At 73.2% G+C, this 23,202-nt stretch carries 27 protein-coding genes; 16 read left to right on the top strand and 11 right to left on the bottom strand.

Features of this window, described 5'->3' with window-relative positions:
* Positions 1 to 297 precede the first annotated feature (297 nt).
* The 3 genes from E4U92_RS28435 (at position 298) to E4U92_RS28425 (ending at position 2,190) form a co-directional block, all read left to right on the top strand.
* Positions 298 to 459 (top strand): hypothetical protein, encoded by a 162-nt coding sequence (locus E4U92_RS28435; RefSeq protein ID WP_229863184.1) that lies wholly within the window; start codon positions 298 to 300, stop codon positions 457 to 459.
* 168 nt (positions 460 to 627) lie between these two features.
* Positions 628 to 1,341, top strand: a complete 714-nt coding sequence (locus E4U92_RS28430; protein ID WP_308433320.1) for a DUF2637 domain-containing protein — start codon at positions 628 to 630, stop codon at positions 1,339 to 1,341.
* 75 nt (positions 1,342 to 1,416) lie between these two features.
* Entirely contained in the window at positions 1,417 to 2,190 is a 774-nt protein-coding gene (locus E4U92_RS28425; RefSeq protein WP_229863180.1) for a TetR/AcrR family transcriptional regulator, read from the top strand.
* Between the two features lie 31 nt (positions 2,191 to 2,221).
* On the opposite strand, the gene E4U92_RS28420 is transcribed toward E4U92_RS28425, so the two are convergent.
* The 4 genes from E4U92_RS28420 to E4U92_RS28405 form a co-directional block, all read right to left on the bottom strand.
* Complete coding sequence (locus E4U92_RS28420) at positions 2,222 to 3,007, bottom strand: ABC transporter permease (protein WP_137303287.1); 786 nt, start codon at positions 3,005 to 3,007, stop codon at positions 2,222 to 2,224.
* On the bottom strand, positions 3,004 to 4,038 hold the full coding sequence (locus tag E4U92_RS28415; RefSeq protein ID WP_229863177.1) for an ATP-binding cassette domain-containing protein: 1,035 nt from the start codon (positions 4,036 to 4,038) through the stop codon (positions 3,004 to 3,006). The genes E4U92_RS28420 and E4U92_RS28415 overlap by 4 nt, the downstream gene beginning before the upstream one ends.
* A gap of 145 nt (positions 4,039 to 4,183) precedes the next feature.
* Positions 4,184 to 5,869, bottom strand: a complete 1,686-nt coding sequence (locus E4U92_RS28410; RefSeq protein ID WP_137303286.1) for a bifunctional 3'-5' exonuclease/DNA polymerase — start codon at positions 5,867 to 5,869, stop codon at positions 4,184 to 4,186.
* Positions 5,870 to 5,983: 114 nt separating this feature from the next.
* A complete protein-coding gene (locus E4U92_RS28405) occupies positions 5,984 to 6,745 on the bottom strand; it encodes a Clp protease N-terminal domain-containing protein (protein WP_137303285.1) in 762 nt (253 codons plus the stop codon).
* 85 nt (positions 6,746 to 6,830) lie between these two features.
* On the opposite strand from E4U92_RS28405, the gene E4U92_RS28400 reads away from it, so the two are divergent.
* A complete protein-coding gene (locus E4U92_RS28400; RefSeq protein ID WP_137303284.1) occupies positions 6,831 to 8,012 on the top strand; it encodes a DUF2786 domain-containing protein in 1,182 nt (393 codons plus the stop codon).
* A gap of 94 nt (positions 8,013 to 8,106) precedes the next feature.
* Here E4U92_RS28400 and E4U92_RS28395 read toward each other — a convergent pair whose 3' ends face one another.
* The 4 genes from E4U92_RS28395 to rpmB form a co-directional block, all read right to left on the bottom strand.
* Positions 8,107 to 8,643: a DUF4232 domain-containing protein gene (locus E4U92_RS28395; protein ID WP_137303283.1), complete on the bottom strand. Its 537-nt coding sequence runs from the start codon at positions 8,641 to 8,643 to the stop codon at positions 8,107 to 8,109.
* Positions 8,644 to 8,736: 93 nt separating this feature from the next.
* Positions 8,737 to 9,258 carry a hypothetical protein gene (locus E4U92_RS28390; protein ID WP_373311668.1) on the bottom strand — a complete coding sequence of 174 codons (522 nt, stop codon included), beginning with the start codon at positions 9,256 to 9,258 and terminating at the stop codon, positions 8,737 to 8,739.
* Positions 9,259 to 9,409: 151 nt separating this feature from the next.
* Positions 9,410 to 9,715, bottom strand: a complete 306-nt coding sequence (gene rpsN, locus E4U92_RS28385) for a 30S ribosomal protein S14 (protein WP_137303282.1) — start codon at positions 9,713 to 9,715, stop codon at positions 9,410 to 9,412.
* Positions 9,715 to 9,951 (bottom strand): 50S ribosomal protein L28, encoded by a 237-nt coding sequence (gene rpmB / locus E4U92_RS28380; protein ID WP_137303281.1) that lies wholly within the window; start codon positions 9,949 to 9,951, stop codon positions 9,715 to 9,717. The genes rpsN and rpmB overlap by 1 nt, the downstream gene beginning before the upstream one ends.
* Before the next feature lie 119 nt (positions 9,952 to 10,070).
* Between rpmB and E4U92_RS28375 the strand changes: the two genes are divergently transcribed.
* From E4U92_RS28375 to E4U92_RS28360, 4 genes are all read left to right on the top strand, one after another.
* Complete coding sequence (locus E4U92_RS28375) at positions 10,071 to 10,325, top strand: type B 50S ribosomal protein L31 (protein WP_137303280.1); 255 nt, start codon at positions 10,071 to 10,073, stop codon at positions 10,323 to 10,325.
* A complete protein-coding gene (locus tag E4U92_RS28370; RefSeq protein WP_137303279.1) occupies positions 10,325 to 11,443 on the top strand; it encodes a CobW family GTP-binding protein in 1,119 nt (372 codons plus the stop codon). The genes E4U92_RS28375 and E4U92_RS28370 overlap by 1 nt, the downstream gene beginning before the upstream one ends.
* Before the next feature lie 6 nt (positions 11,444 to 11,449).
* The gene (rpsR, locus tag E4U92_RS28365; RefSeq protein WP_137303278.1) at positions 11,450 to 11,683 is read left to right on the top strand and encodes a 30S ribosomal protein S18; all 234 of its coding nucleotides are present in this window, start codon (positions 11,450 to 11,452) and stop codon (positions 11,681 to 11,683) included.
* 837 nt (positions 11,684 to 12,520) lie between these two features.
* Positions 12,521 to 12,781, top strand: coding sequence for a DUF397 domain-containing protein (locus E4U92_RS28360; RefSeq protein ID WP_067240803.1), 261 nt, complete (start codon positions 12,521 to 12,523; stop codon positions 12,779 to 12,781).
* 84 nt (positions 12,782 to 12,865) lie between these two features.
* Here E4U92_RS28360 and E4U92_RS28355 read toward each other — a convergent pair whose 3' ends face one another.
* The gene (locus tag E4U92_RS28355) at positions 12,866 to 13,348 is read right to left on the bottom strand and encodes an ATP-binding protein (RefSeq protein WP_137303277.1); all 483 of its coding nucleotides are present in this window, start codon (positions 13,346 to 13,348) and stop codon (positions 12,866 to 12,868) included.
* Positions 13,349 to 13,723: 375 nt separating this feature from the next.
* On the opposite strand from E4U92_RS28355, the gene E4U92_RS28345 reads away from it, so the two are divergent.
* From E4U92_RS28345 to E4U92_RS28320, 6 genes are all read left to right on the top strand, one after another.
* Positions 13,724 to 14,548 (top strand): helix-turn-helix domain-containing protein, encoded by an 825-nt coding sequence (locus E4U92_RS28345; protein ID WP_137303396.1) that lies wholly within the window; start codon positions 13,724 to 13,726, stop codon positions 14,546 to 14,548.
* A 177-nt stretch (positions 14,549 to 14,725) separates the two neighbouring features.
* Positions 14,726 to 16,186, top strand: coding sequence for an aldehyde dehydrogenase family protein (locus tag E4U92_RS28340; RefSeq protein ID WP_137303275.1), 1,461 nt, complete (start codon positions 14,726 to 14,728; stop codon positions 16,184 to 16,186).
* A gap of 143 nt (positions 16,187 to 16,329) precedes the next feature.
* Positions 16,330 to 16,872 (top strand): DinB family protein, encoded by a 543-nt coding sequence (locus E4U92_RS28335; protein ID WP_137303274.1) that lies wholly within the window; start codon positions 16,330 to 16,332, stop codon positions 16,870 to 16,872.
* 25 nt (positions 16,873 to 16,897) lie between these two features.
* Entirely contained in the window at positions 16,898 to 17,539 is a 642-nt protein-coding gene (locus tag E4U92_RS28330; protein WP_137303273.1) for a PadR family transcriptional regulator, read from the top strand.
* Positions 17,540 to 17,615: 76 nt separating this feature from the next.
* Positions 17,616 to 18,650, top strand: a complete 1,035-nt coding sequence (locus E4U92_RS28325; RefSeq protein ID WP_137303272.1) for an ATP-binding cassette domain-containing protein — start codon at positions 17,616 to 17,618, stop codon at positions 18,648 to 18,650.
* Complete coding sequence (locus tag E4U92_RS28320) at positions 18,647 to 19,408, top strand: ABC transporter permease (RefSeq protein ID WP_137303271.1); 762 nt, start codon at positions 18,647 to 18,649, stop codon at positions 19,406 to 19,408. The genes E4U92_RS28325 and E4U92_RS28320 overlap by 4 nt, the downstream gene beginning before the upstream one ends.
* A gap of 11 nt (positions 19,409 to 19,419) precedes the next feature.
* Here the strand turns inward: E4U92_RS28320 and E4U92_RS28315 are convergent, their stop codons facing one another.
* Entirely contained in the window at positions 19,420 to 20,706 is a 1,287-nt protein-coding gene (locus tag E4U92_RS28315; RefSeq protein ID WP_137303270.1) for an ion channel protein, read from the bottom strand.
* Between the two features lie 144 nt (positions 20,707 to 20,850).
* Between E4U92_RS28315 and E4U92_RS28310 the strand changes: the two genes are divergently transcribed.
* Entirely contained in the window at positions 20,851 to 21,612 is a 762-nt protein-coding gene (locus tag E4U92_RS28310) for a MerR family transcriptional regulator (RefSeq protein ID WP_137303269.1), read from the top strand.
* A 55-nt stretch (positions 21,613 to 21,667) separates the two neighbouring features.
* Here E4U92_RS28310 and E4U92_RS28305 read toward each other — a convergent pair whose 3' ends face one another.
* A complete protein-coding gene (locus tag E4U92_RS28305) occupies positions 21,668 to 22,033 on the bottom strand; it encodes a YbjQ family protein (protein WP_137303268.1) in 366 nt (121 codons plus the stop codon).
* Between the two features lie 135 nt (positions 22,034 to 22,168).
* On the opposite strand from E4U92_RS28305, the gene E4U92_RS28300 reads away from it, so the two are divergent.
* The gene (locus E4U92_RS28300) at positions 22,169 to 23,188 is read left to right on the top strand and encodes a DedA family protein (protein ID WP_137303267.1); all 1,020 of its coding nucleotides are present in this window, start codon (positions 22,169 to 22,171) and stop codon (positions 23,186 to 23,188) included.
* Positions 23,189 to 23,202 lie beyond the last annotated feature (14 nt).

The following is a 23,202-nucleotide window of genomic DNA, read 5'->3' as shown; positions in this document are numbered from 1 at the left end:
TCGGAAAAGCGACCCGGCGGCAGTGAACAGGTCCTGCTCCTGTAGGGGATACGCCCGGTCATTGACCTGAAGTATCTGAATTAGGGGTGGTCGGAATAGTGCTCGTCTGTCAATTGCCTCACCCGTTCGCCACAGTATCCGTGCCCCCCGGCCGCCGTTAGGTGGGATATGACGAGGGCAACCGGGGATGGGTGCTTCGACCTCAGGGCGACCGAGGGGCGAGCGGGTCAACTGATCGAGCGGGCGGCCGTACTGGGGGCGTACACCTACGTCCCCGCTCCTAGAGGTTCGGCGGCCGTGACCAACGGGACGCTGATCAGGGACGGAAGGGCGGTGACCCTCCGGGTGACCGAACCGCTGCTGCGGGACTTCGTGGAATCGATGATCTGCATGGAGGCCGATCTGGCCCGCCGCTGGATGGACGCGCAGACCCTGTCGTCCTTTCCCGGCGCGGAATAGTCGGTCCGTATCATGTACGACGAACGAACGGGCCAGTGGGGAATTCAGGATCACGGACAGCATTTCCATGACGTCGGTACGGGCCGGCACCGCGCGGCCCCGGACGTCTTCGTCGACCGTGCGGAAACCGCGGACCTGATCTGGGATCCGGCGGAAGAACTCGCCTTCATGCTGCAGGACGCCATGGAGCGGGACGACGAGCCGCGGCCGAGGATTCCCGCGGCGCGCGAGGAGACCCCCCTCGTCGATCCGGCGCCCGGTACGCCGATGCGCAACCTGCAGGACCTCACCGCGGAACTGCCGCCCCTGCGGCACCCGCGCGCGGCGCACCGGAAGGTCCGTGAACGCCGGCGGGTCAGCAGCCTCCGTGTGATCAGCCTGTCCATCACGGGAATGGTGGCCGTCATGGCGTCCGCGGTGAGCCTGTTCGGCGGCATGGTCGCCTACAGCCCCCTGCACCTGCTGGCCGTCTCGCGCACGGGAGGCGGCATGGCGACGTGGTGGCCGCTGCTGGTGTACGGGCCGTGGCTGGTGGCGGCCCTCTCGGTGCTGCGGGCCGCGGTGCACCAGCGGCGTGCCGTCCACTCCTGGTGCGTGGTGCTCCTCTTCTCCGCGACCGCGCTCCTGATCTGCGTGCTGCAGTCGCCCAGGTCGCTGACCGGCCACGTCGCGGCGGCCCTGCCGAGCGTCGCGTCGCTCGCCTGCTTCCAGCAGCTCGTGCGGCAGATCACCCTGACCCGCCCGCCGCGGCGGGCCGTCGTACCGCGGCACCGGCAGCGGCCCCCCGCCCAGGACGTGCAGGCCACAGACGCGGGACCGGTCGCGGGGCAGGCCGGTCGGGGTGCCGCGGGCGGCCGGCCGGGGGAGCGGGGCGGCAGGTGAGTCGCCGGCCGGACGGGCGGTCGGGTGCGATCCCGCGCTCGTGGTGAGAACGCTGTACGCATTTAGCATGGGCGCATGGCCGAACCCGAACCCCACGACGCGGTCCCGCCGAGCGACCGTACCGACCTGAACGACCCGCAGCCGATCATCTGGCTGCGGCCCGAGCGGGGAGCGCGCGGGCCGATGCCGGCGTACAGCCGTGAGCGCATCGCCGAGGTGGCGATCGCGCTGGCCGACGGCGAGGGCATCGAAGCGGTGACGATGCGGCGCATCGCCAAGGAGCTGGGCACCGGCGCGATGACGCTGTACCGGTACCTGCCGACCAAGGAGGACCTGTACGCCGTCGTGGTCGACCAGGCCCTCGGGTTCGAGCCGCAGGAGCCGACCGGTGACGTACGCGCCGACCTGGCCACGTTCGCCCGCCGCTACCGGGAGACCCTGCGCCGGCACCCCTGGCTGGCGCACGCCGTCGCCAGCCGGCCGGTCATGGGACCCAACATGCTGCGCGGCAACGAGCGCGACCTCGCGCTGGTCGACGGCCGGGGGCTGGACATCGACCAGATGATGCAGGTGGTGAACCTGATCCGGCACTGGGTCACCGGCGCCACCCAGGCCGAGACGGCCGAGCGGGAGGCCGCCCTGCGCTCCGGCATGGACCGCACGACCTGGCAGCAGCGGATGGGTCCGTACATCAGGGAACTGCTGGCCACCGGCGCGTTCCCCTACCTCGACCGGATGGTGCGCGAGGCCCGGCACCCCAGCCGTGACGATCGGTTCGAGACGGGGCTGGCCGTACTGCTGGACGGCATTGAGGCCCGCTTCCCCGCGCTCGCCGGGCCGCGGCGCTGAGGGCCACCGCCGCTGCGGCGGCGTTCCCGCGTCAGAGTCCGGCCCGGGTGAAGCGCCGGACCGACAGGGGCACGAAGACCGCCAGGAGGAGCGCCGACCACAGCAGGGTCGCCGCCAGCGGGTGGGCCAGCGGCCACGAGCCCCCCGCGGCCGTCGCGCCCGGGTTGCCGAACAGCGACCGGCAGGCGGCGACCGCCGCGCTGATGGGGTTCCCCTCGCAGACCACGCGCAGCCAGCCCGGCATGCCGTCCGTCGGCACGAACGCGTTGGACAGCATGCTCAGCGGCAGGGTGAGCGGCGCCAGGGCGTCGGCCGTCTGCTCGGAGGGCATGATCAGGCCGAGGTAGGTGCCGACCCACGACATCGTGCAGCGGAACAGCAGCAGGACGCCGACGGCGCCGAGGGCGTGGCCGAGGCCGTGGTGGGCCCGCCAGCCGAACGCCAGCCCCGAGGCCAGCAGGATCAGCAGGCCGATGAGGCCGGTGACGGTGTCGGCGCCGGTCTGCCCGACGGGCACCGCGGCGCGCGCGGTGGGCATCGAGCGCAGCCGGTCGGTGACCCCGCGCCCCTGGTCGGCGGCGACGTCCACCATCGCGGAGGACAGCGCGAACATGCCGGTCATGACGAAGAGGCCCGGCATCAGGTACTCGCGGTAGTTGCCGCCGCCCGGCACCTTGATGGCGCTGCCGAAGACGAAGCCGAAGAGCACCACCATCACCGCCGGCATCACCAGCATCGCGACCAGGGTGCCGGGCTGGTGCCGGAGGTGGAGCAGCTTGCGCTGCACGAGGGTGAGTCCGTCCGCCAGGACGATCATGCCGTCGCTCCTTCCGTCGACCGCTCGCGCCGGCGCGCCTTCTGCGCCTCGGGCCCGTCCTGCGGCGTCCCGGTCGTGCCCCCGCCGGCTCCACCGGTCCCGGCGGTGCGGCCGGTCAGCGTGAGGAACACGTCGTCGAGGCTCGGCCGGCGGACGCCGACGTCCTGCACCACCACTCCGGCCGCGTCCAGCTCGCGCACCAACTGCGGGACCGACGGGGCCCGGCCCGGCACGCCGGTGACGATCCGCAGGTCCTCGACGGCCGGCCGGCCGCCGGTCAGCCGTTCCAGGACGGCCACCGCACCCGCGAGGTCGGCCTCGCCGCCCACCTCGACGTCGACGTGGCTGCCGATGCGCGCCTTCAGCTCGGCCGGGCTGCCCTCGGCGATCACCCGGCCGTGGTCGATCACGGCCACGGCGGACGCCAGGTGGTCCGCCTCGTCGAGGTACTGGGTCGTGAGCAGCACGGTCGTGCCCTCGGCGACCAGCTCGCGCACGATCGCCCAGATGTCCAGGCGACTGCGCGGGTCGAGTCCGGTGGTCGGCTCGTCCAGGAAGAGGACCGCCGGGGCGCGCAGCAGGCTGGCGATCAGGTCGACGCGCCGGCGCATGCCGCCGGAGTACGTGCTGACCAGCCGGTCGGCCGCCTCGGTCAGCTCGAAGCGTTCCAGCAGGTCGTCGGCGCGACGGCGGGCACCGCGGCGGCCCAGGCGGGCCAGCCTGCCGAAGATCCGCAGGTTCTCGCGGCCGGTGAGCTTCTCGTCGACGGCGGCGTGCTGTCCGGCCAGGCCGATGGCCTCGCGGACCGCGTCGGGCCGTGCGGCCACGTCGTGTCCGGCGACCGTGGCCTGGCCCGCCGTGGCGCGGGTCAGTGTGCTGAGGATCCGCACGACGGTGCTCTTGCCGGCGCCGTTCGGGCCCAGCAGCCCGTAGACGGTGCCCGGTGCCACGGCCAGATCGAGGCCGGCCAGCGCCTCCAAGTCGCCGTAGCGCTTGCGCAGGCCGTGCACCGACACGATGGGTGAGTCCACGTTCCCCTCCCTCTTTCGTTCAACGGACAATTTCTGCGTACGGCGTACGCGATGACTGTACGCAGATGAGTACGGTGTACGCAATGGACGCGTTCAGTGGGGGCGCGTCAGCCGGTCGGGCTGTCGCTGCCGGGGGACGGGCGCCCTACTTGGCGTCCGCGTAGCACTCCACCACGGCCGTCGTGAACGGGAACCGGACCGGCGTCTCCCCGAACGTCAGGCGGCCGGCCACGTGCGACGCCTCGCGGATCGCCGCGACGACGGCTTCCGCCTCGTCCTCGGGGCAGTGCACGATCACCTCGTCGTGCTGGAAGAAGACCAGCTCGGCCGCCATGCCCGCGCAGGCGCGGCGCAGCGCGGCGAGCAGCAGCAGGGCCCAGTCGGCGGCGCTGCCCTGGACGACGAAGTTGCGGGCGAAACGGCCGCGGGCACGGGCGTCGGTGGAGGCGTACCCCGGCACCCACGGGCGGTCGTCGGTGCCGTCGTCACCCACCGGGATGCCGGCCTCGTCCTCCGCGTCCTCCCCGGTCCGGGCCGCGGGTGGGCAGGTGCGGCCCAGCCAGGTGCGCACCAGCCGCCCCTCCTCGCCGGCCCGGGCGGCGTCGTCGACGTACGCCACCGCGCGCGGGAAGCGGCGGCGCAGCGCGGCGAGGTTCTTCAGGCCGTCGCCGGAGGTCTGGCCGTAGACGGCGCCGAGCACGGCGAGCTTGGCCTGGGCGCGGTCGCCGGAGAAGGCGCGGTCGGACACCGCCTGGTACAGGTCGCTCTCCCGGCCGGCCACCTCCATGAGCCCGGGATCGCGCGAGATCGCAGCGAGCACGCGCGGCTCCATCTGGTCGGCGTCGGCGACCACCAGCCGCCAGCCGGGGTCGGCGACGACGGCCCGCCGGATGACTTTCGGGATCTGCAGGGCGCCCCCGCCGTTGGTCACCCAGCGGCCGGTGACGGTGCCGCCCGCGTGGAACTCCGGCCGGAAGCGTCCGTCGCGCACCCAGTCCTGGAGCCAGGACCAGCCGTGCGCGACCCAGATGCGGTACAGCTTCTTGTACTCCACCAGGGGCTTCACCGCGGGGTGGTCCAGCGACTCCAGCTCCCAGCGGCGGGTGGACCTCACCTTGACGCCCGCCTGCGCGAACGCCTTGACCACGTCGGCCGGCAGGTCGGGCCGCACCCGGCGGCCGAAGGCGGCGGACACCTCGTCGGCCAGCTCGGCCAGGCGCCGCGGCTCGCCCCTCCCGGCGTACCGCTCGCCCAGCAGGTCGTGCAGCACCGCGCGGTGGACGTCCGCGCGCCACGGCAGCCCGGCGCGGTTCATCTCGGTGGCGACCAGCATCCCCGCCGACTCGGCGGCGGTCAGCAGCCGCATCCGGTCGGGGTGCTCGGCCCGGTCGTGGCGCCGCTGCTGCTCCGCGTAGACCGCGAGGAGGTCCGCGAGGCGCACCGGGGTGCCCTGCGGTTCGAACAGCGGCGACTGGGAGCCCGGCTCGGCCGAGCGCGGCGGCGGGTCGGGCGGGACGGGTCCGCCGCGCAGCCGGGCCAGGGCGGCGGCCGCCGAGCGGGGCTCGCCGTACCGCCCCTCGTGGCCCAGGAGGAGGGTCTCGGCGTCCTCGACGTCGTAGCACCGCTCGACTCGCACCCCCGTGGCGAGCAGACGCGGGTACACCTCGGCCGTGGAACGCCAGACCCACCGGGTCACGTCGGGCCGGCTGCGCACGGCCTCGACGAGATCCGCCTCCCGGACGACCGGCCCGGCGGGCAGCCCGTCCCCGCCGAGGGGGGCGAGCTCCACGCCGCCGTCCTCGGCCGGGGCGAGCGCCCAGCGGTCGGTCATGCGGTCAGTGTGGCAGGGGGGTCTGACAACTGCCCTGACCTGCGGTGACGAGCCTTCCGAGCCTGGGGCGTGCACAGGCCCGGTCACTGGCCTCCGGTGCCTGAGACCTCCGGGTCACGGGCCCTTCGGCGCCTCGGGCGGGTTCGCCTCGGCCTGCTGCGCCACCAGCCGCGCCAGGGCCTCGGCGACGTACCGCTCGGTCGCCGCCTTGTCGATGCCGAGTCCGCTCAGGACGCCCGAGCCGTTCTCGTGCTCCAGCAGGGCGAGCAGCAGGTGTTCGGTGCCGACGTAGTTGTGGCCGAGGCGCAGGGCCTCGCGGAACGTCAGCTCCAGCACCTTCTTGGCGTCCTGGCCGTACGGGACGAGTTCCGGGGCGTCCTCGGCGGCGGGCGGCAGCGCGGCCCTGGCCGCCTCGCGCACCGCGTCCAGGCTGACGCCCTGAGCGGTGACCGCCCGGGCGGCCAGCCCCTCCGGCTCGGCGAGCAGACCGAGGACCAGGTGCTCGGGCAGGCCCTCGGTGGCGCCGGCCGACTGGGCCTCGTTGTGGGCGCTGACGACGACGTTGCGCGCGCGGGGGGTGTAGCGGGTGAAACCCTGCTGGGGGTCGAGGTCGGTGGACTCCTTCGGCACGAACCGCTTCTGGGCGGCCTGCCGGGTGACGCCCATGCTGCGGCCGATGTCGGTCCAGGAGGCGCCGGAGCGCCGTGCCTGGTCCACGAAGTGCCCGATGAGGTGATCGGCCACGTCCCCGAGGTGGTCCGCGGCGATCACGGCGTCCTGGAGCTGCTCCAGGGGTTCGGTGTGGACCTTCTTGATGGCGTCGATGAGGTCGTCCAGACGGACGGGGGTGACGGCGGGATTCGGGTTCGTCGACATGTGTCAACCGTAGGTTGACAGCCGTCGGGCGTCAACCCACGGTTGACAGGGGAGTGCTTCTCCGCGCGCGTGCCACCATCGACGGGTGAGCAGCACCGAGACCCCCACCGGCCCGTCCACCGTCGAGCGCGCCTTCCGTACGGCGCTCTACTCCGGCGCTGACAGCGCCGACGCCTCCCTCGACACCGGCGCCTCGTTGCTGGCCGCCGACCCCGCGGCGGACGCCGACCTCGCGCGCCGCGGGGAGGAGTTCGTGGCCGCCCTGTGGGGACGCGGCTGGCAGCCCGCCGACGTCGTACGGGTGGTCCGGCGCGAGCTGGACGACACCGCGGTGCGGCTGCTCGCGGGGCTGATCCGGGCGCAGGCGCCGCGGGACCGGGTGCGCGGCCGCCGCTGGCGCGACCAGCTCGCCCAGCTCGACGAGCTGCTCGCCGACCCCCCGCCCCGCCCGGACCGCTTCACGCACGCGACGGCGGTCCTGGAGCTGTACCGCCTGCTGCTGCGGCTGCCCGCGCTGGAGCCGCTGCAGGACCACCCGCACGCGTCGGGCCGCGCGAAGGCTTCGGGCGGCTCGGGAGCTTCGGGCGGCTCGGGCGCGAGGATGCTCTCCCGGATCCGCGCCCTGCTCGCCAAGGCGGAGGCGACCGGGTACCCCGACGAGGCGGAGGCGCTGAGCGCGAAGGCGCAGGAGCTGATGGCCAAGCACAGCGTGGACGAGGCCCTGCTGGACGCCGCGACGCCCGCGCCCGACGCGCCCGGCGCCTGCCGGATCGGGGTCGAGGCGCCGTACGAGCAGGCCAAGGCGGTCCTGCTGGACGCGGTCGCGTCCGCGAACCACTGCCGGGCCGTGTGGAACGAGCCGTTCTGCTTCTCCACGGTCGTCGGCTTCGAGGCCGACCTGGAGGTGGTCGAACTGCTCTACACCTCGCTGCTGGTGCAGGCCCAGTCGGCGATGACCCGGGCGGAGGCCGCCCAGCGCGCCGGCGGGCGCAAGCGGACCAAGACCTTCCGGCAGTCGTTCCTCGCCGCCTACGCCCACCGCGTGGGCACCCGGCTCGCGGAGGCGGCCGGGTCCCAGGTCACCGACGACCTGCTGCCGGTGCTCGCCTCCCGCGAGGTCGCGGTCACCGCGGCGGCCGACCGGTTGTTCCCGGACACGGTCAGCACGCGTCTGCGCGGGGTGAGCGACGCGGCCGGCTGGACCGAGGGCGCCCGCGCCGCCGACCGGGCGCAGATGCGCTCCCGGCCGCGGCTGCCGTCGGAGTGACCACGCCTCGGCACGCGCACGCGCAGGAACGCCGACGGCCGTCCGTCGAGCGCCGCCGCCGAGAAGGGGCTGCCGCTCCGACGCCCTGCCGGGATCAGTCGCCCGCCTGCTGGAACCCGCTCACCGTGGCGTCCACCGCGCCGTCGTCCTTGCGCGCGACATCGCCGTAGGACCAGTCGAAGTCGACGGGGGCACCGGTGCCGTTCGGCAGGGCGTAGGAGGCGGTGGTGGCGGCGACGCTCTTGCCGCCGTCGCCCCGCACGTAGGTGATGGTGAAGGACGCGGTGCCCTGCTCGGGCAGCGTCACCGACTGGGCTGGGGCGGTGGGGTCCTGGGGGACGTCGACGTCCGCGTCGGCGTGCAGGCGGACGACGGGGAAGCCCTTCAGGGTGCACTCGGCGCCCTTGTTGGTGAGCGTGACCGTGACGGTGCCGGTGTCCCCGGCCGCCGGCGCCTCGCTGACCGGGCCGACCTGCGCGTCCAGCCCGTCGGCCGCGCACCCGCCCGAGGCGGCGGCGGACGGGGTGGCCGGGGGCTTGGCGTCGTCGTTGCCGGAGTCGCCGCCGCTGTCGCAGGCGGTCAGCAGCAGGGCGGCGGCGAGGGTGGTGACGGTGATGGGAACGGCGCGCATGAAGGGGTCCTCGGATGTCGTGACGGTGCTCGAAGGATCATCACGCATGATCACCCCTGTCCGCCGCCCGCCCCGGCGGTCGTGACCGGACCGCTACGAGCCGAGTCCCGCCGTCGGCAGCCCCGACGGCCAGCCGCCGCCGCTCTCCGCCTTGGTGTACGTCTCCTGGCCGGCGCCACCCTGCCAGGTGACCCGGAGCGTCGAGCCGTTGACGGAGTCGACCGTGCCGGTGGTGCGGGTCTTCTTGCCGCTGGCGCAGGTCAGGTGGATCGTCCGCGCGCCCGCCTGCTCGCCGGTGCTGCCGCTGCACACGGTGCCGCCCGTCGCGTACAGCGCGGCCTTGGCGCCGGTCACCATCAGCACGACGGCCTCGCCGTCGGCGGTGCCGAGCCAACTGCCCTCCAGGGAGGCCGCGTCGCCGGTCACCGACGCGGAGGGGCTGCCGCCCGTGCCGTCGGCCCCTCCGGTGTCCGCCGTCGCCGTGGCGCTCGGCGAGGGGGACGTCCTGCCGCCGGAGTCGCCGCCGTCGTCGCTGCACCCGGCCAGCGCGAGCGCGCCGGCCAGCGCGGCGGCCGCCGCCCACGTGCACCGGCGGGAGTACGTCACCGAAGTCACTGCACACACTCCAAGCTGTCGCCGGCCGGCCCGCCCGACCGGGAGGTCCGCAGCAAGCTACCAGCAGGGGGCGCACGACGACCCCGAGCGCCCCAGGCCCCCGTGCACTCCCGCACCCCCTGCCGGTCATGGGCCGTTCACGGCTCCCCGCTCACCACGACGCCTTCCGCACCCCCGGCAGATGACCGGCGTGGGCCTGTTCCCGCAGGTTCACCCGCGACAGCCCGAAGGCGCGGAGGCAGCCGCGCGGACGCCCGTCCACCTGGTCGCGGTTGCGCACGCGCGTGGCGCTCGCGTCGCGTGGCTGGCGGGTCAGTTCCCGCCGGGCGGCGAGCCGTTCCTCCGGCGGGGACGAGGGCCTGCGGAGGATCTCCTTCAGCTCGGCGCGGCGGGCGGCGTACCGCGCGACGACCGCGCGGCGCTCCTCGTTCTTGGCGATCTTGCTCTTCTTGGCCATCAGACCCGTACTCCCCGCGCGCGGATGCGGGCGACGGCCGCCTCGACGCCGATCGCGTCGACCGTGCGGATGCCCCGGGCGCTCAGCCGGAGCCGTACGTACCGCCCCTCGCCGGGCAGCCAGTACCGCTTGGTCTGCACGTTCGGGTCGAAGCGACGCGGCGTGCGCCGGTGGGAGTGGGAGACGCGGTGGCCGAAGCCGGGGCGGGCTCCGGTCAGCATGCAGTGCGCGGACACGGTGACGTACCTCTCCTCGATGCCGTGATGCTAATGGGATTCATTTTCAGTAAGGTACCAGCATCGCGCGCCGCACCGAACGCCGCGTCGACTTCCGAGAGGAGCGCTGAACCAGCGTCATGCGCAACGGAATCCACCCCGCCTACGGCCCCGTCGTCTTCCGTGACCGGGCCGCGGGCCACGCCTTCCTGACCCGCTCCACCATGACGAGCGAGAAGACGGTCGTCTGGGAGGACGGCCGCACGTACCCGGTCGTCGACGTGGAGATCTCCGACGTCAGCCACCCCTTCTACACCGGCACCGCCCGCGTCCTGGACACCGCCGGCCGCGTCGAGCGCTTCGAGCGCCGGTACGGGAACGGGAAGAAAGGCTGATGCTCCCCGTCGTGATCGTCGGCGGGCTGCACGCCGACGCCCGCCGGGCGGCCGTCGCCCGCCTGCTCGCCGACGTGCCCGGCGCCGTCGCCCTCCACCACGACCTCACGACAGCCGCGTCCGGCACGGTCGTCCGCACGGTCCGCGACGCCACCGGCCTCCGCTCGGCGGGGGAGGCGCCGCTCGTCAACGACTGTGCCTGCTGCGCGCTGCGCGAGGACCTCGTGCCGGAGCTGCGCCGGCTCGCCGGCGACGGCGCCACCCGGCTAGCGGTGGTCGAACTGTGGGACTCCGTCGAGCCCAGACCCATGGCCGAGGTGGTCGTCGCGGGCGGTCTCACCCTCACCGGGGTGATCACCGCCGTCGACCCGGCGCTGCTGCTGCCCTGCCTCGGCAACGGCGACGACCTGGCCGAGCGCGGCCTCGCCGCGGCCGCCACCGACCGGCGCACCGTCGCCGACACCTTCGCCCGTCAGCTCGAGTACGCCCCCGTCCTGGCCGTCGTGGACTCCCCGGAGGCCGACGACGAGGACCGTGAGCTGCTGGTCCAGCTCCATCCGACGGCCCGCCGCGTCGCGGTGCCGAGCGGAGCGGCCCCCGGCGGCACGCCGGCCCCCGGCGATACGGCGGGCCCCGGCGGGACAGCGAGGCTCAGCGCACAGGAATCCGAGGCCGACGCCCACGGCGTGAGCACCCTCGTCTGGCACCGGCGCCGCCCCTTCCACCCCGAGCGGCTGTACCGCGCCCTGGAGGACCTGACCTGCGCGGCGGCCCGCAGCCGGGGCAGGTTCTGGCTCGCCGACCGGCCCGACACCCTGCTGCACTGGGACGCGGCCGGCGGAGCCCTGTGCGTCGAGCCGGCCGGACCCTGGCTCGCCTCCCTGCCCGACGCGGCCTGGGACCGGGTGCCGCCGGTGCGCCGGGCCGCCGCCGCCCTGGACTGGCACCCCGAGCACGGTGACCGCGGCCAGCACCTGGTCTTCACCTCACCGGCCCTCGACCGGGAGGGCGTGACCCGGCTGCTGGAGTCCTGCCTGCTCACCGACGCCGAGTACGCCGCCGGGCGGGACGCCTGGAAGCGGCTGCCGCCCGCCTTCGACCCGCTCCTGGAGGTCTGACCCGCCATGCCCCGCCGCACCGACCGCACGCCTGTGAAGGGCCGGCCCAACCCGCTCGACCAGGCGGGTGTCACCTCCATCGACTACAAGGACACCGACCTGCTCCGGAAGTTCCTCTCCGACCGGGGCAGGATCCGCAGTCGCCGCGTCACCCGCGTGACGGCCCAGCAGCAGCGCCTCCTCGCGCGCGCCGTCAAGAACGCCCGCGAGATGGCCCTGCTGCCGTACGGGAGCCGCTGATCGGGACGACCGCCGCAACGGCTCGCCGGCCGCAACCGCTGACCGCGTCCGCTCGCCGAGCGGAGAGCCGACCGCGCGCCCACCCTGCCCCGCTCACCAGGCCCCGCCGAGCGCCGCTCGCCCCGCCCCCGGAGACCGTCTCCGCCCCCGGAGATCCTCTCCGGGGGCGTCCGGTTTTCGCCCCCCGGGTCCGCTCATCGCCGTACCGGACCTCCCACAGCCGTACGGCCTCCACCGGCGCCTGTCAGCGACGCCCTCTCGGCCATGTTCCGCACCGCACTCCCGCCCGGCGCCGACGTCCGCGCCCCGCCGTACCACCGACACACCTCGCCCGTGCGTCGTACCGTGCACTCCGTCGTCCGCACCGGGTCACCCCGGCCGTCCGAGGTGGCGGGGCGTCGCGTCCGCGGTGCGGCGCAGCACCGCGCGGTCGCCGTCCCCGGGGGCCGGTCGCGGCACCCGGGCCCGGCGGGCCGCCGCCGTCGGGGCCGCGCCGAGGAACGGACGCCTTCCGTCCGGCGGACGCCGGGGATCCGCCCCGTGAGACGGCGCGGATCTTCACATCCGCGACGGAACAACGGGCGCGCCCCGTGCGTCTGTTCCTAGTGAACCGAGGGCCGGCCACCGCATGTGCCGTGCCCCTCGGGGCAGACGCTGGAGCAGATTCCGTGAAACCGCACCGGTCCGGTAAAGCGTGCGTCAAAGCTGTAACCACAGGAACACCGCGCGTGCACGTGCATCTGCTCATGCAACTGCACATGAACGGGGTTATGATCCCCGACAGTTGACCACCGCACCAATGGCCACACGAGCCAGTGCACCAGCAGGGAGCGACCTGTGGACCACGATGTTGACGGGGGACGCGACGTGTACAACGGCATGGCGGCCACACACCTGCACGGCGTCGCGTGGCAGAAGAGCAGACACAGCAACTCGCAGGGATCCTGCGTGGAGTTCGCGCGGCTGCCCGGCGGTGACGTGGCGGTGCGCAACTCGCGCTTCCCGGACGGCCCGGCGCTCGTCTACACCCGCGCCGAGATCGAGGCGATGCTGCTCGGCGTCAAGGACGGCGAGTTCGACCACCTGATCGCGGGCTGACGTCCCCGCCCGCTCCCCGTGCCCAGCCGGAACCAGCCGCGACGCGCGTAGAGACAGCCGGCGCCCGCGCTCGCCGAATGCCGTCTAGTCGGCCGGAGTGGGCAGCCGGAACAGCGCCCAGACCACCTTGCCGCCCAGCGTGCCGCTCAGCGGCTGCCAGCCCCAGCCGTCGGCGAAGGAGTCCACCAGGAACAGGCCGCGGCCCGACTCCGCCGCGAAGTCGTCCGCCTCGCCCGCGACCGGCCCCTCACGGCTGGGATCGCGCACCGCGCACACCAGCCGGCCGGTCCAGTGCATCAAGTGCAGCCGCACGGACGGATGGCGGTCGGCGGGACAGGGGGCGTCGCGCGACGACAGGCCGTGCCGCAGGGCGTTGGTGACGAGTTCGGAGACGACCAGGCATATGTCGTCGAAGCGGTCGCCGACATCCCACTGTCCGAGGGTTCTTCGCGCGAACCTGCGCGCCTCGCCCACCGCTTCGAAGCGGGCGGGCAGAGCACAGGAGGCAGCGTTGGACACGGCCGCGGGATCCAGCGGCGGAAGGCCCTGCCGTAACGGCTCGAGCATGGTCGATCCATTCGTCCCCATGCGAGGCACTCCCGGGAATTCGCGGTCGTTGCGATGCAGCGGTGGCGCGGGACCATGGTTTCGGATGCGTACACCAGATGCAAGGGCAGATGCACGTGCACGTGACCGAAATCGACCTGCCCGTACCGCTTCTTGGCCATTTTTTCCGCCATCTTCTCGCAGATCGGCGGCCGGAAGTCGTGCGCTCCTGCCTCTTCCCCTGTGCGCCGCCGTGCGTATGCTTTGGCTTCTTTCCGTCTCTGTAATCGGACGAGTACTGCTCGAAGTGTTTTAGTGGCAGACTCCTGCCCCTGAGGACGGTTGGGGAGGCTGGCGAACGTGAGCGCGGGAGAGCCCGGATCGGTGGTGCGACGCATGCTGCTCGGCTCGCAACTCAGGCGGCTGCGTGAGTCACGCGGCATCACGCGCGAGGCTGCGGGGTACTCCATCCGTGCCTCGGAATCGAAGATCAGCCGGATGGAGCTGGGCCGGGTGAGCTTCAAGACACGCGACGTCGAGGACCTGCTGACGCTGTACGGCATCACGGACGAGGCGGAGCGCGCGGCGCTCGTCGGACTCGCCCGCGAGGCCAACGTGGCGGGCTGGTGGCACAGTTACTCGGACGTGCTGCCGAGCTGGTTCCCCACCTACGTCGGTCTGGAGGGCGCGGCCTCGCTGATCCGCGCCTACGAGGTGCAGTTCGTGCACGGCCTGCTGCAGACCGAGGCGTACGCGCACGCCGTCGTCAGCCGGGGCATGAAGGACGCGAGCGCCGCCGACATCGACCGCCGGGTGGCCCTGCGCCTGGAGCGCCAGAAGTACCTCGTCTCCGAGAACGCCCCCGACGTCCACATCGTGCTCGACGAGGCCGCGCTGCGCCGCCCCTACGGCGACCGCGAGGTGATGCGCGGCCAGCTCCAGCACCTCATCGAGATCTCCGAGCGCCCCAACATCCGGCTGCAGGTCATGCCGTTCAGCTTCGGCGGGCACGCCGGCGAGTCCGGCGCCTTCACCATCCTCAGCTTCCCGGAGTCCGACCTGTCCGACGTGGTCTACCTGGAGCAGCTCACCAGCGCGCTGTACCTGGACAAGCGCGAGGACGTCGCCCAGTACGAGAACGCACTGCGCGAACTCCAGCAGGACAGCCCGGGCCCCGACGCCAGCCGGGACCTCCTGCGCGGCCTGCTCCAGCTCTCGTAGAACCGCACGGGACGCTCGTGGTCCCGCGTCGTTCCCCGCGCCGGGGGACAGACCCCCGCATCCCGCCCGTCGCCTCGCCTTTTTCCGTCAACGCGCCCTCCAACTCGTGCCGGACATAAGTACGATGACGCGAGATCAGAGCCTTCGTGCTCCGACGGCAAGGGATTGAGGGATCACATGTCGTCCTGCTTCACCGACCTGGCCCTGCAGTACATCGACGGCGAGTGGCGCCCGGGCACCGGCTCCTGGGACATCATCGACGTCAACCCGTACGACGGCACGAAGCTGGCCTCGATCACCATCGCCACCGTCGACGAGGTCGACCAGGCCTACCGGGCGGCCCAGCGGGCCCAGCAGGCGTGGGCGGCCACCAATCCCTACACCCGCCGTGCCGTGTTCGAGCGCGCCCTGCGCCTGGTCGAGGAGCGCGAGCAGGAGATCACCGAGGCGATCATCGCGGAGCTGGGCGGAACCCGCCTCAAGGCCGGGTTCGAGATCGGGCTCGCCAAGGAGTTCCTGCGCGAGGCCGCCCAGTTGACCCTGCGCTCCGAGGGGCGGCTGCTGCCGTCGCCGATCGAGGGCAAGGAGAACCGGCTGTACCGCGAGCCGGTCGGCGTGGTCGGCGTGATCAGCCCGTTCAACTTCCCGTTCCTGCTGTCGATCAAGCCGGTCGCCTCCGCGCTCGCCCTCGGCAACGGCGTCGTGCTCAAGCCGCACCAGGACACCCCGGTGGTCGGCGGCACCTACATCGCGCGGCTCTTCGAGGACGCGGGCCTGCCGCCCGGGCTGCTCAACGTGGTCCTGACCGACATAGCCGAGATAGGCGACGCCTTCATCGAGCACCCGGTCCCCAAGGTCATCTCCTTCACCGGCTCCGACAAGATCGGCCGGCACATCGCCACCGTCTGCGCGGCCCAGCTCAAGCGCACGGTGCTCGAACTCGGCGGCAACAGCGCCCTGGTGGTCCTGGACGACGCGGACATCGACTACGCGGTCGACGCGGCCGTCTTCAGCCGCTACGTCGACCAGGGCCAGGTCTGCATGGCCGCCAACCGCGTCCTGGTGGACCGCTCGGTGGCCGAGGAGTTCACCGAGAAGTTCGTCGCCAAGGTCAGGACGCTCAAGACCGGCGACCCGAGCGACCCGCAGACCGCCATCGGCCCGGTGGTCAACTCCCTCCAGGCGAACGCCGTCTCGGCCGCCGTCGACCAGGCGGTCGCCGAGGGCGCCACGGTCCTGGTGCGCGGCGGGGCGACCGACAACCTCGTCGAGCCGTCCGTGCTGACGGACGTGCCCGCCGACTCGGCCCTGCTGCACAAGGAGATCTTCGGCCCCCTCGCGCTGCTCGTGCCCTTCGACGGCGAGGAGGAGGCCATCCGCATCGTCAACGACACGCCGTACGGGCTCAGCGGCGCCGTCCACACCGCCGACGTCGAGCGGGGCGTCGCCTTCGCCAAGCGCGTCGACACCGGGATGTTCCACGTCAACGACGGCACCCTCCACGACGAGCCGCTGGTGCCGTTCGGCGGCGAGAAGCACTCCGGCATCGGCCGGCTGAACGGCGAGACGACCCTGGACGCCTTCACCACCCTGAAGTGGATCTCGGTGCAGCGCGGGCGGAGCCGGTTCCCCTTCTGAGCCGCCCCGGGGCCTCCGGAGGCGTGGAACCCTTCGGGGGACGTGCCCGAGTTGAGGACAGCGGTTGTCCTCAAGAGTCCGTAACGTCGTCGGTGTCAGGCAGCAAGGGCCTGGCGGTGCGATCCGACGAAAGGCAGCCGGACATGGTCACTCACGTGCGAGCCGAGGCGCAGGGCGACGAGCGGGGGGCGCTGCTCTCCTTCCTCGCGGAGCAGCGCGGCGGGATCCGCCGGTCGGTGCTGGGGCTGACCGAGGAGCAGGCGTCGAGCCGCCCGAGCGCCAGCGAGCTGTCCCTGGCCGGGCTGGTCAAGCACGTCGCCGAGGTGGAGCAGGGCTGGATCGCCCGCGCCAAGGGCGTCCCGCCGGCCGTCGCGCGGGACCGGTCGAACTGGCACGAGTGCTTCACCCTCGTCGGCGACGAGACGCTGCAGGGGCAGCTCGCGTACGGGGAGGAGGTCGCCGCGCAGACGGACGAGTTCATCCGCTCGGCACCGAGCCTGGACGACACCTTCCCGCTGCCGAACGAGCCCTGGTTCCCGCCGGACGAGAGGGTCTCGCTGCGCTGGCTGTGCCTGCACCTGATCCGCGAGACCGCCCGGCACGCCGGCCACGCCGACATCATCCGGGAGTCCCTCGACGGCAGGACCGCCTTCGAGCTGGTGGCACTGGAGCGGGACGGCGCCTGAACGGGCCTGTCCTACGCTGGGGCCCATGTCAGCGATCCGTCTCCTCGTGCTGGGCGCGGTGCGCCAGCACGGGCGGGCCCACGGCTACCAGGTGCGCAACGACCTGGAGTACTGGGGCGCCCACGAGTGGTCCCACGCCAAGCCCGGCTCGATCTACCACGCGCTGAAGCAGATGGCGAAGCAGGGGCTGCTGCGCGCGCACGAAACGGCCCCGTCCACCGCGGGCGGCCCGCCGCGCACCGAGTACGAGATCACCGAGGCGGGCACCGAGGAGTTCCTGCGCCTGGTCCGCGAGGCGCTGACCGAGTACGACCAGAAGGTGGACGTGAAGTCCGCGGCGATCGGCTTCATGGTCGACCTGCCGCGCGCGGAGGCGGTGGCGCTCCTCGAGGAGCGGATCGAGAAGATCGCGCAGTGGCGCGCAGCCGTCACCGAGCACTACATCCCCGCGGAGGGCCCCGAACAGCTCGGGCACATCGGCGAGATCATGCACCTGTGGGTCCACACGGCCGACGCCGAGTCGGCGTGGACCCGCGGGCTCGTCGAGCGCATCCGGGGCGGGGCGTACACCTTCGCCGGTGAGGGCGAGCCGTTCGTCGGCGTCCTGGCCGACGGCCAGGAGAACCCGTACGCGACGGGTGACCGGCATCCGCAGGACGACCATTAATCAAGTTTGACGAGTCGACTGGGCGGGAGTACGTTGCCTGGGCAGTAGTCAAGTTTGACTAACAGGAGGGCGCGCTGTGACCGACGACCCCGCGATCACCGTCGAGGGCGTACGCAAGAGGTACGGCGGCAGGGCCGCGCTGGACGGGCTGGACCTGACGGTGGCGCCCGGCACCGTGCACGCGGTCCTCGGACCCAACGGCGCCGGCAAGACCACCCTGGTGCGCGTCCTGGCCACCCTGCTGCGCCCCGACGCCGGCCGGGTCGAGGTGGCCGGCCACGACGTGGTGCACGAGGCCCGCGCCGTCCGCCGCGCCATCGGCCTGCTCGGCCAGCACGCGGCCCTGGACGAGGAGTTGAGCGGCCGGCAGAACCTGGAGATGTTCGGCCGCCTCCACCACCTCGGCGCCCGCCACGCGCGCGTGCGCGCCGACGAGCTCCTCGCGCGCTTCGGCCTCACCGACACCGGCCGCAAGCCCGTGCGCGCCTACAGCGGCGGCATGCGGCGCCGCCTGGACCTCGCCGCCTCCCTCGTCACCGAGCCCCGCGTGCTGTTCCTCGACGAGCCCACCACGGGCCTGGACCCGCGCGGCCGCGCCGAGGTGTGGGCCTCGGTGCGCTCCTTGGTCGGCGGCGGCACGACCGTGCTGCTCACCACGCAGTACCTGGAGGAGGCCGACCAGCTCGCCGACCTCATCTCGCTCGTCGACCGCGGCCGGGTGGTCGCCGAGGGTACGGCCGACGCACTCAAGGCGCGCACCGGCGGCGACCGCATCGACGTCGTGCTGCGCGACGCGGGCCGGCTCGGCGCCGCCGTCGCGCTGCTCCCGGTGGCCCGGGACGACCTCCGCGTGGACGCCGACCGCCGGCTGTTCAGCGTCCCGGTCACCGACCGCATGGCCGCGCTGGCCGGCGTCGTACGGGCGCTCGGCGAGGCCGGGATCGAGGCCGAGGACATCGCCCTGCGCCGGCCCACGCTGGACGAGGTGTTCCTGCACCTGACCGGAGTGCACGACCGCGCGGAGGAGCAGGACCGTACGGAGGAGCACGGCCGTACGGCGGGACGGGACCGCGCACCGGGACGCGACCGCACGGAGGGACGGGCCGCATGAACGCCCACGCGCTGACCGACTGCTGGACCATGACCCGCCGCGAACTCGCCCACTGGGCCCGGCAGCCCGTCCGGCTGCTCGTCGGGCTGGTGTTCTCCGTGATGCTGCTGCTGATGTTCGGCTACCTCATCGGCGGCGGCCGCGGGGTGCGCGGCGACTACCTCGACTACCTGCTGCCCGGCATGCTCGCGCTGACCATGGTCTTCGGCCTGGAGAGCACGATGCTCGCCGTCACCCAGGACCTGAACAAGGGCGTCGTCGACCGCTTCCGGTCCCTGCCGATGGCCGACGGCGCCGTCCTGGTCGGCCGGGCGAGCGCCGACATGCTCCAGTCGGTGCTCTCCCTGGCCGCGCTGACCGGGGTGGGCCTCGCCCTCGGCTGGCGGCCGCACGGCGGCCCCGGCGCCTTCCTGGCCGCCCTCGGCCTGCTGCTGCTCCTGCGCTTCGCGATGCTGTGGATCGGCATCCACCTCGCCCTGGTCGCCGGGAAGCCGGAGCTGGTGCAGGCCGTGCAGATCCTCGTCTGGCCGGTCGGCTTCCTGTCCAACGCGCTCGCCGCGCCCGGGTCCATGCCGGGCTGGCTGGGCACGGCCGTGGAGTGGAACCCGATGTCCCGTACGGCGACCGCCGTGCGCGACCTGCTCGGCGCCCCCGGCGGCGAGAGCGGCCACGTGACGGCGGCGGTGCTGTGGCCGCTGGCCCTGCTGGCGGTCTTCTTCCCGCTGGCGGTGCGCAGGTTCACCCGCCTGGGCCGCTGACCGCACGGTGGTCAGCGCACCGGGGTCCCGTCCGGCTCCAACTGCATCTGCGGGCGCCCCGTCACCAGCAGCCAGGCCGGTAGCGAGGCGATGCACAGCAGGGCGAGCACGGCCGGCGAGGAGACCAGCACCGCGGCGGTGAACAGGCTCACCCAGCCCTGCCGGGTGACCGCCAGCAGCACGCCCAGCACGGCCGTCGCCACCCCGAGCGCCGGATGCACCGCCGGTACGAGCGCGTGCGCGCACAGGCCGAGGGCGGTGCCGACGAACACGGACGGGAAGATCCGCCCGCCCCGGAAGCCGCAGGACGCGGCGACGAGCATCGCCGCCAGCTTCACCACCGCCATGGTCGCGAAGCCGCCCGCCGACCAGCCCTCCGGGTCCCGCGCCAGCTCCCCGATCTGGTCCAGCCCCTTGAAGAGCGTCAGGTGGCCGCCCACGGCCGCCAGCAGGGCCAGGACGACCCCGCCGGCCGGGAGCGCCAGCATCGGGTGCCGCAGTCGCCGGAAGCTGCCGTGGACGTACGGGAAGAGGTACACCGCGCACAGGCCGAGCAGCGCGCCGGCCGAGGCGACCACCAGGGCGGCGAGCAGGTCGGCCCAGTCCGGCCGGCCGAGCGGCGGCAGGTGCAGGTCGAAGCTCGGGTGCGCCACCAGCGTCGTGGTGATCGCACCGGCCGCGGCGGCCGCGAGCGGCGCGAACAGGTTGTCCCACAGCAGCCCCTGCACCCGGCGGCCCGCCAGCGCCTCGGAGATGACCAGCGCCGCGGCGACCGGCGTGCCGAACAGCGCGCCGATCGTCGCCGCCTCGGCCAGCGCGCCCCACAGCCCGGCCGGGGCGCCGGGGAGCGCCCGGGTGCCCAGCCACACCGCGAGGCCGACGTTCACCGCGATGATCGGGTTCTCCGGGCCGAGGCTCGGGCCGCCGGCCAGCATCAGGGCGGTCGCGAGCAGCAGGCCGGGCAGCACGAGGGGCGGCAGCACGGGCGCGTCGAGGCCCGTGGTCGCCGGATCGGGCCCCGCGTGTCCCGGGACGCGCCACACCACCAGGCCCACGGCCACGCCCGTCGCGACGAGCATCACCGTCATCCACAGCACCGAGTAGCTGCCCACGCCCAGGGCGTCCGGCAGGTCCGTCCACAGCACGTGCTGGAGCTGTTCGGCGGCCGCGCTCACCCCGATGAAGACCAGGCTCGCGGTCACGCCCACCACCAGGGCGGGCAGGAGCGACCGCAGCAGCACGCGCGCGGGGGCCGCCGGAGCGGAGGAGGGCGCCTGCTGCGCGGAGTGCTGGGCCACGCGCTCACGATAAGCAGACAAAAAGGACTCAACATCCGGAGCGCGGCCCTCGGGGGAGCGTCGCGGGTGCCGCCGGGGAAAGCCGCTTGCACCTCACGCGGCGTGAGGACCCACTGTGGAGCGCGTACCGAGAAAGGAGCGGAAGTGAGCTACTCCGTCGGACAGGTCGCCGGCTTCGCCGGGGTCACGGTGCGCACCCTGCACCACTACGACACCATCGGCCTGCTGGTGCCGAGCGAGCGCAGCCACGCCGGCCACCGGCGCTACGGCGACGCGGATCTCGACCGGCTCCAGCAGATCCTGTTCTACCGGGAGCTCGGCTTCCCCCTCGACGAGGTCGCGGCCCTGCTCGACGACCCGGACGCGGACCCGCGGGAGCACCTGCGCCGCCAGCACGCGCTGCTGACCGCCCGGATCGAGAAGCTGCGGAAGATGGCCGAGGCCGTGGAGCACGCCATGGAGGCACGCACGATGGGCATCAACCTCACGCCCGAGGAGAAGTTCGAGGTCTTCGGCGACAAGGACCCCGAGCAGTACGCCGAGGAGGCCGAGCGCCGCTGGGGCGGCACGGAGACCTACGCCGAGTCGCAGCGCCGCGCCGCGTCCTACGGCAAGGGGGACTGGCAGCGGATGCAGGCCGAGGTGGCCGACTGGAGCGAGCGCTACGCCGCCCTGATGGCCGCGGGGGAGGCGCCGTCCGGCGAGGCCGCGATGGGCCTCGCGGAGGAGCACCGGCTGCACATCGACGGCTGGTTCTACCCGTGCTCGTACGCCATGCACCGCGACCTCGCCGACCTGTACGTCGCCGACGAGCGCTTCAAGGCGTTCTACGACGCGATGCGTCCCGGGCTCGCCGAGCACCTGCGCGAGGCCGTCCGGGCGAACGCGGCCCGGCACGGCGGCTGAGCGCCGGGAGCGGACGACGGCGCCGCGGGCGCGGGACGGTGCGGTGGCCCCGGTGTCACTCCGGGGCCACGACCACCGCCGTGCCGTACGCGCACACCTCCGTGCCGACGTCGGCCGCCTCGGTCACGTCGAAGCGGAACGCCAGCACCGCGTTGGCGCCTCGCGCGCGTGCCTGCTCGACGAGCCGTTCCATCGCCTGGTTGCGGGTGGCCACGAGCGTCTTCGTCAGCCCCTTCAGCTCGCCGCCGACCATCGACTTCAGGCCGGCGCCGATCTGGCTGCCCAGGTGCCGCGAGCGCACCGTCAGCCCGAACACCTCGCCGATGACCTGCTGCACCCGGTGCCCGGGCACGTCGTTCGTCGTGACGACCAGTACGTCGGGGCGGGGGCCCTGCCCACCGCCGTGGTCCTCGATGCTCATGGACACAGCTTTGTGCCAGGGGGAGCACAGTGCATCCTGAGGGGGCCCATGGAACCTGGGCCCGGCCGGCTGCGTTGATACGTTGGGGCAGCCAGCCCTCCGCCCGCACCCCCCACCCGCAGGAGCCACAGACCCGTGACCACGCTTGCGCTCGGCCCCGAGTGGCTCAGCCCGGACTACCTGATCGAGACGTTCAGCCTGCCCGGCATCCTGCTGATCGTCTTCGCGGAGTCCGGGCTGTTCGCCTTCCTGCCCGGCGACTCCCTGCTGTTCACGGCCGGTCTGTTCGTGGCCGAGGGGAACTTCATCAGCCAGCCGCTGTGGCTGGTGTGCACGTTGATCGTGCTGGCCGCCGTCCTCGGCGACCAAGTGGGCTACATGATCGGGAAGTTCCTCGGTCCCAAGCTCTTCGGCCGGCCCAACTCCAAGCTCTTCAAGCAGGAGAACCTGGACAAGGCCCACGAGTTCATGGAGAAGTACGGCCCGAAGGCCATCGTGCTGGCCCGCTTCGTCCCCATCGTGCGCACCTTCGCCCCGATCGTGGCGGGCGCCGGCCGGATGAAGTACCGCACCTTCCTGGTCTACAACGTCATCGGCGGCGTCGCGTGGGGCACCGGCGTCACCCTCGCGGGCTACTGGCTGGGCCAGATCGGGGTCATCAAGAACAACGTCGAGGCCATCCTCGTCCTCATCGTCCTGGTGTCGGTCGTCCCGATCCTCATCGAGTACCTGCGCGAGCGCGGCAAGAAGAAGCGGGCGGCGGCGCAGACCTCCGAGGAGCCCGAGGCCGGGCAGCACCAGCCCCAGTACCAGCACCAGCCGATGGACGACGCCACGACCCAGCTCCGCCGCATGGAGCCGGACCCCCGCGACCAGCAGCAGTCCCGGCACCAGCACCAGCAGTACCCGCAGCAGTACGAGCCCCAGCCCCAGCAGGCGCCGTACGGCAACGACCAGGGCTACCAGCAGGGTTACGACCAGAACGAGTACTACGGCCGGCAGTACCCCCAGCACCAGCAGCAGCCCCAGCACCAGCAGCACCAGCCGTACCAGCAGCCCTACGGCGCCCAGCAGGGCGGCCACCCGCAGCAGGACAACGGCCAGTACCAGCAGCAGAACACCGGCCAGTACCCGTACGACCAGGGCGGCTACTGACCGACCCGGGCGGC

Origin of the sequence: Streptomyces galbus, from assembly GCF_005280195.1 — a bacterium.
Classification (GTDB): domain Bacteria; phylum Actinomycetota; class Actinomycetes; order Streptomycetales; family Streptomycetaceae; genus Streptomyces; species Streptomyces galbus.
The sequence above is the reverse complement of the archived record's forward strand: the minus strand, read 5'-3'. Positions and strand labels throughout refer to the sequence as shown.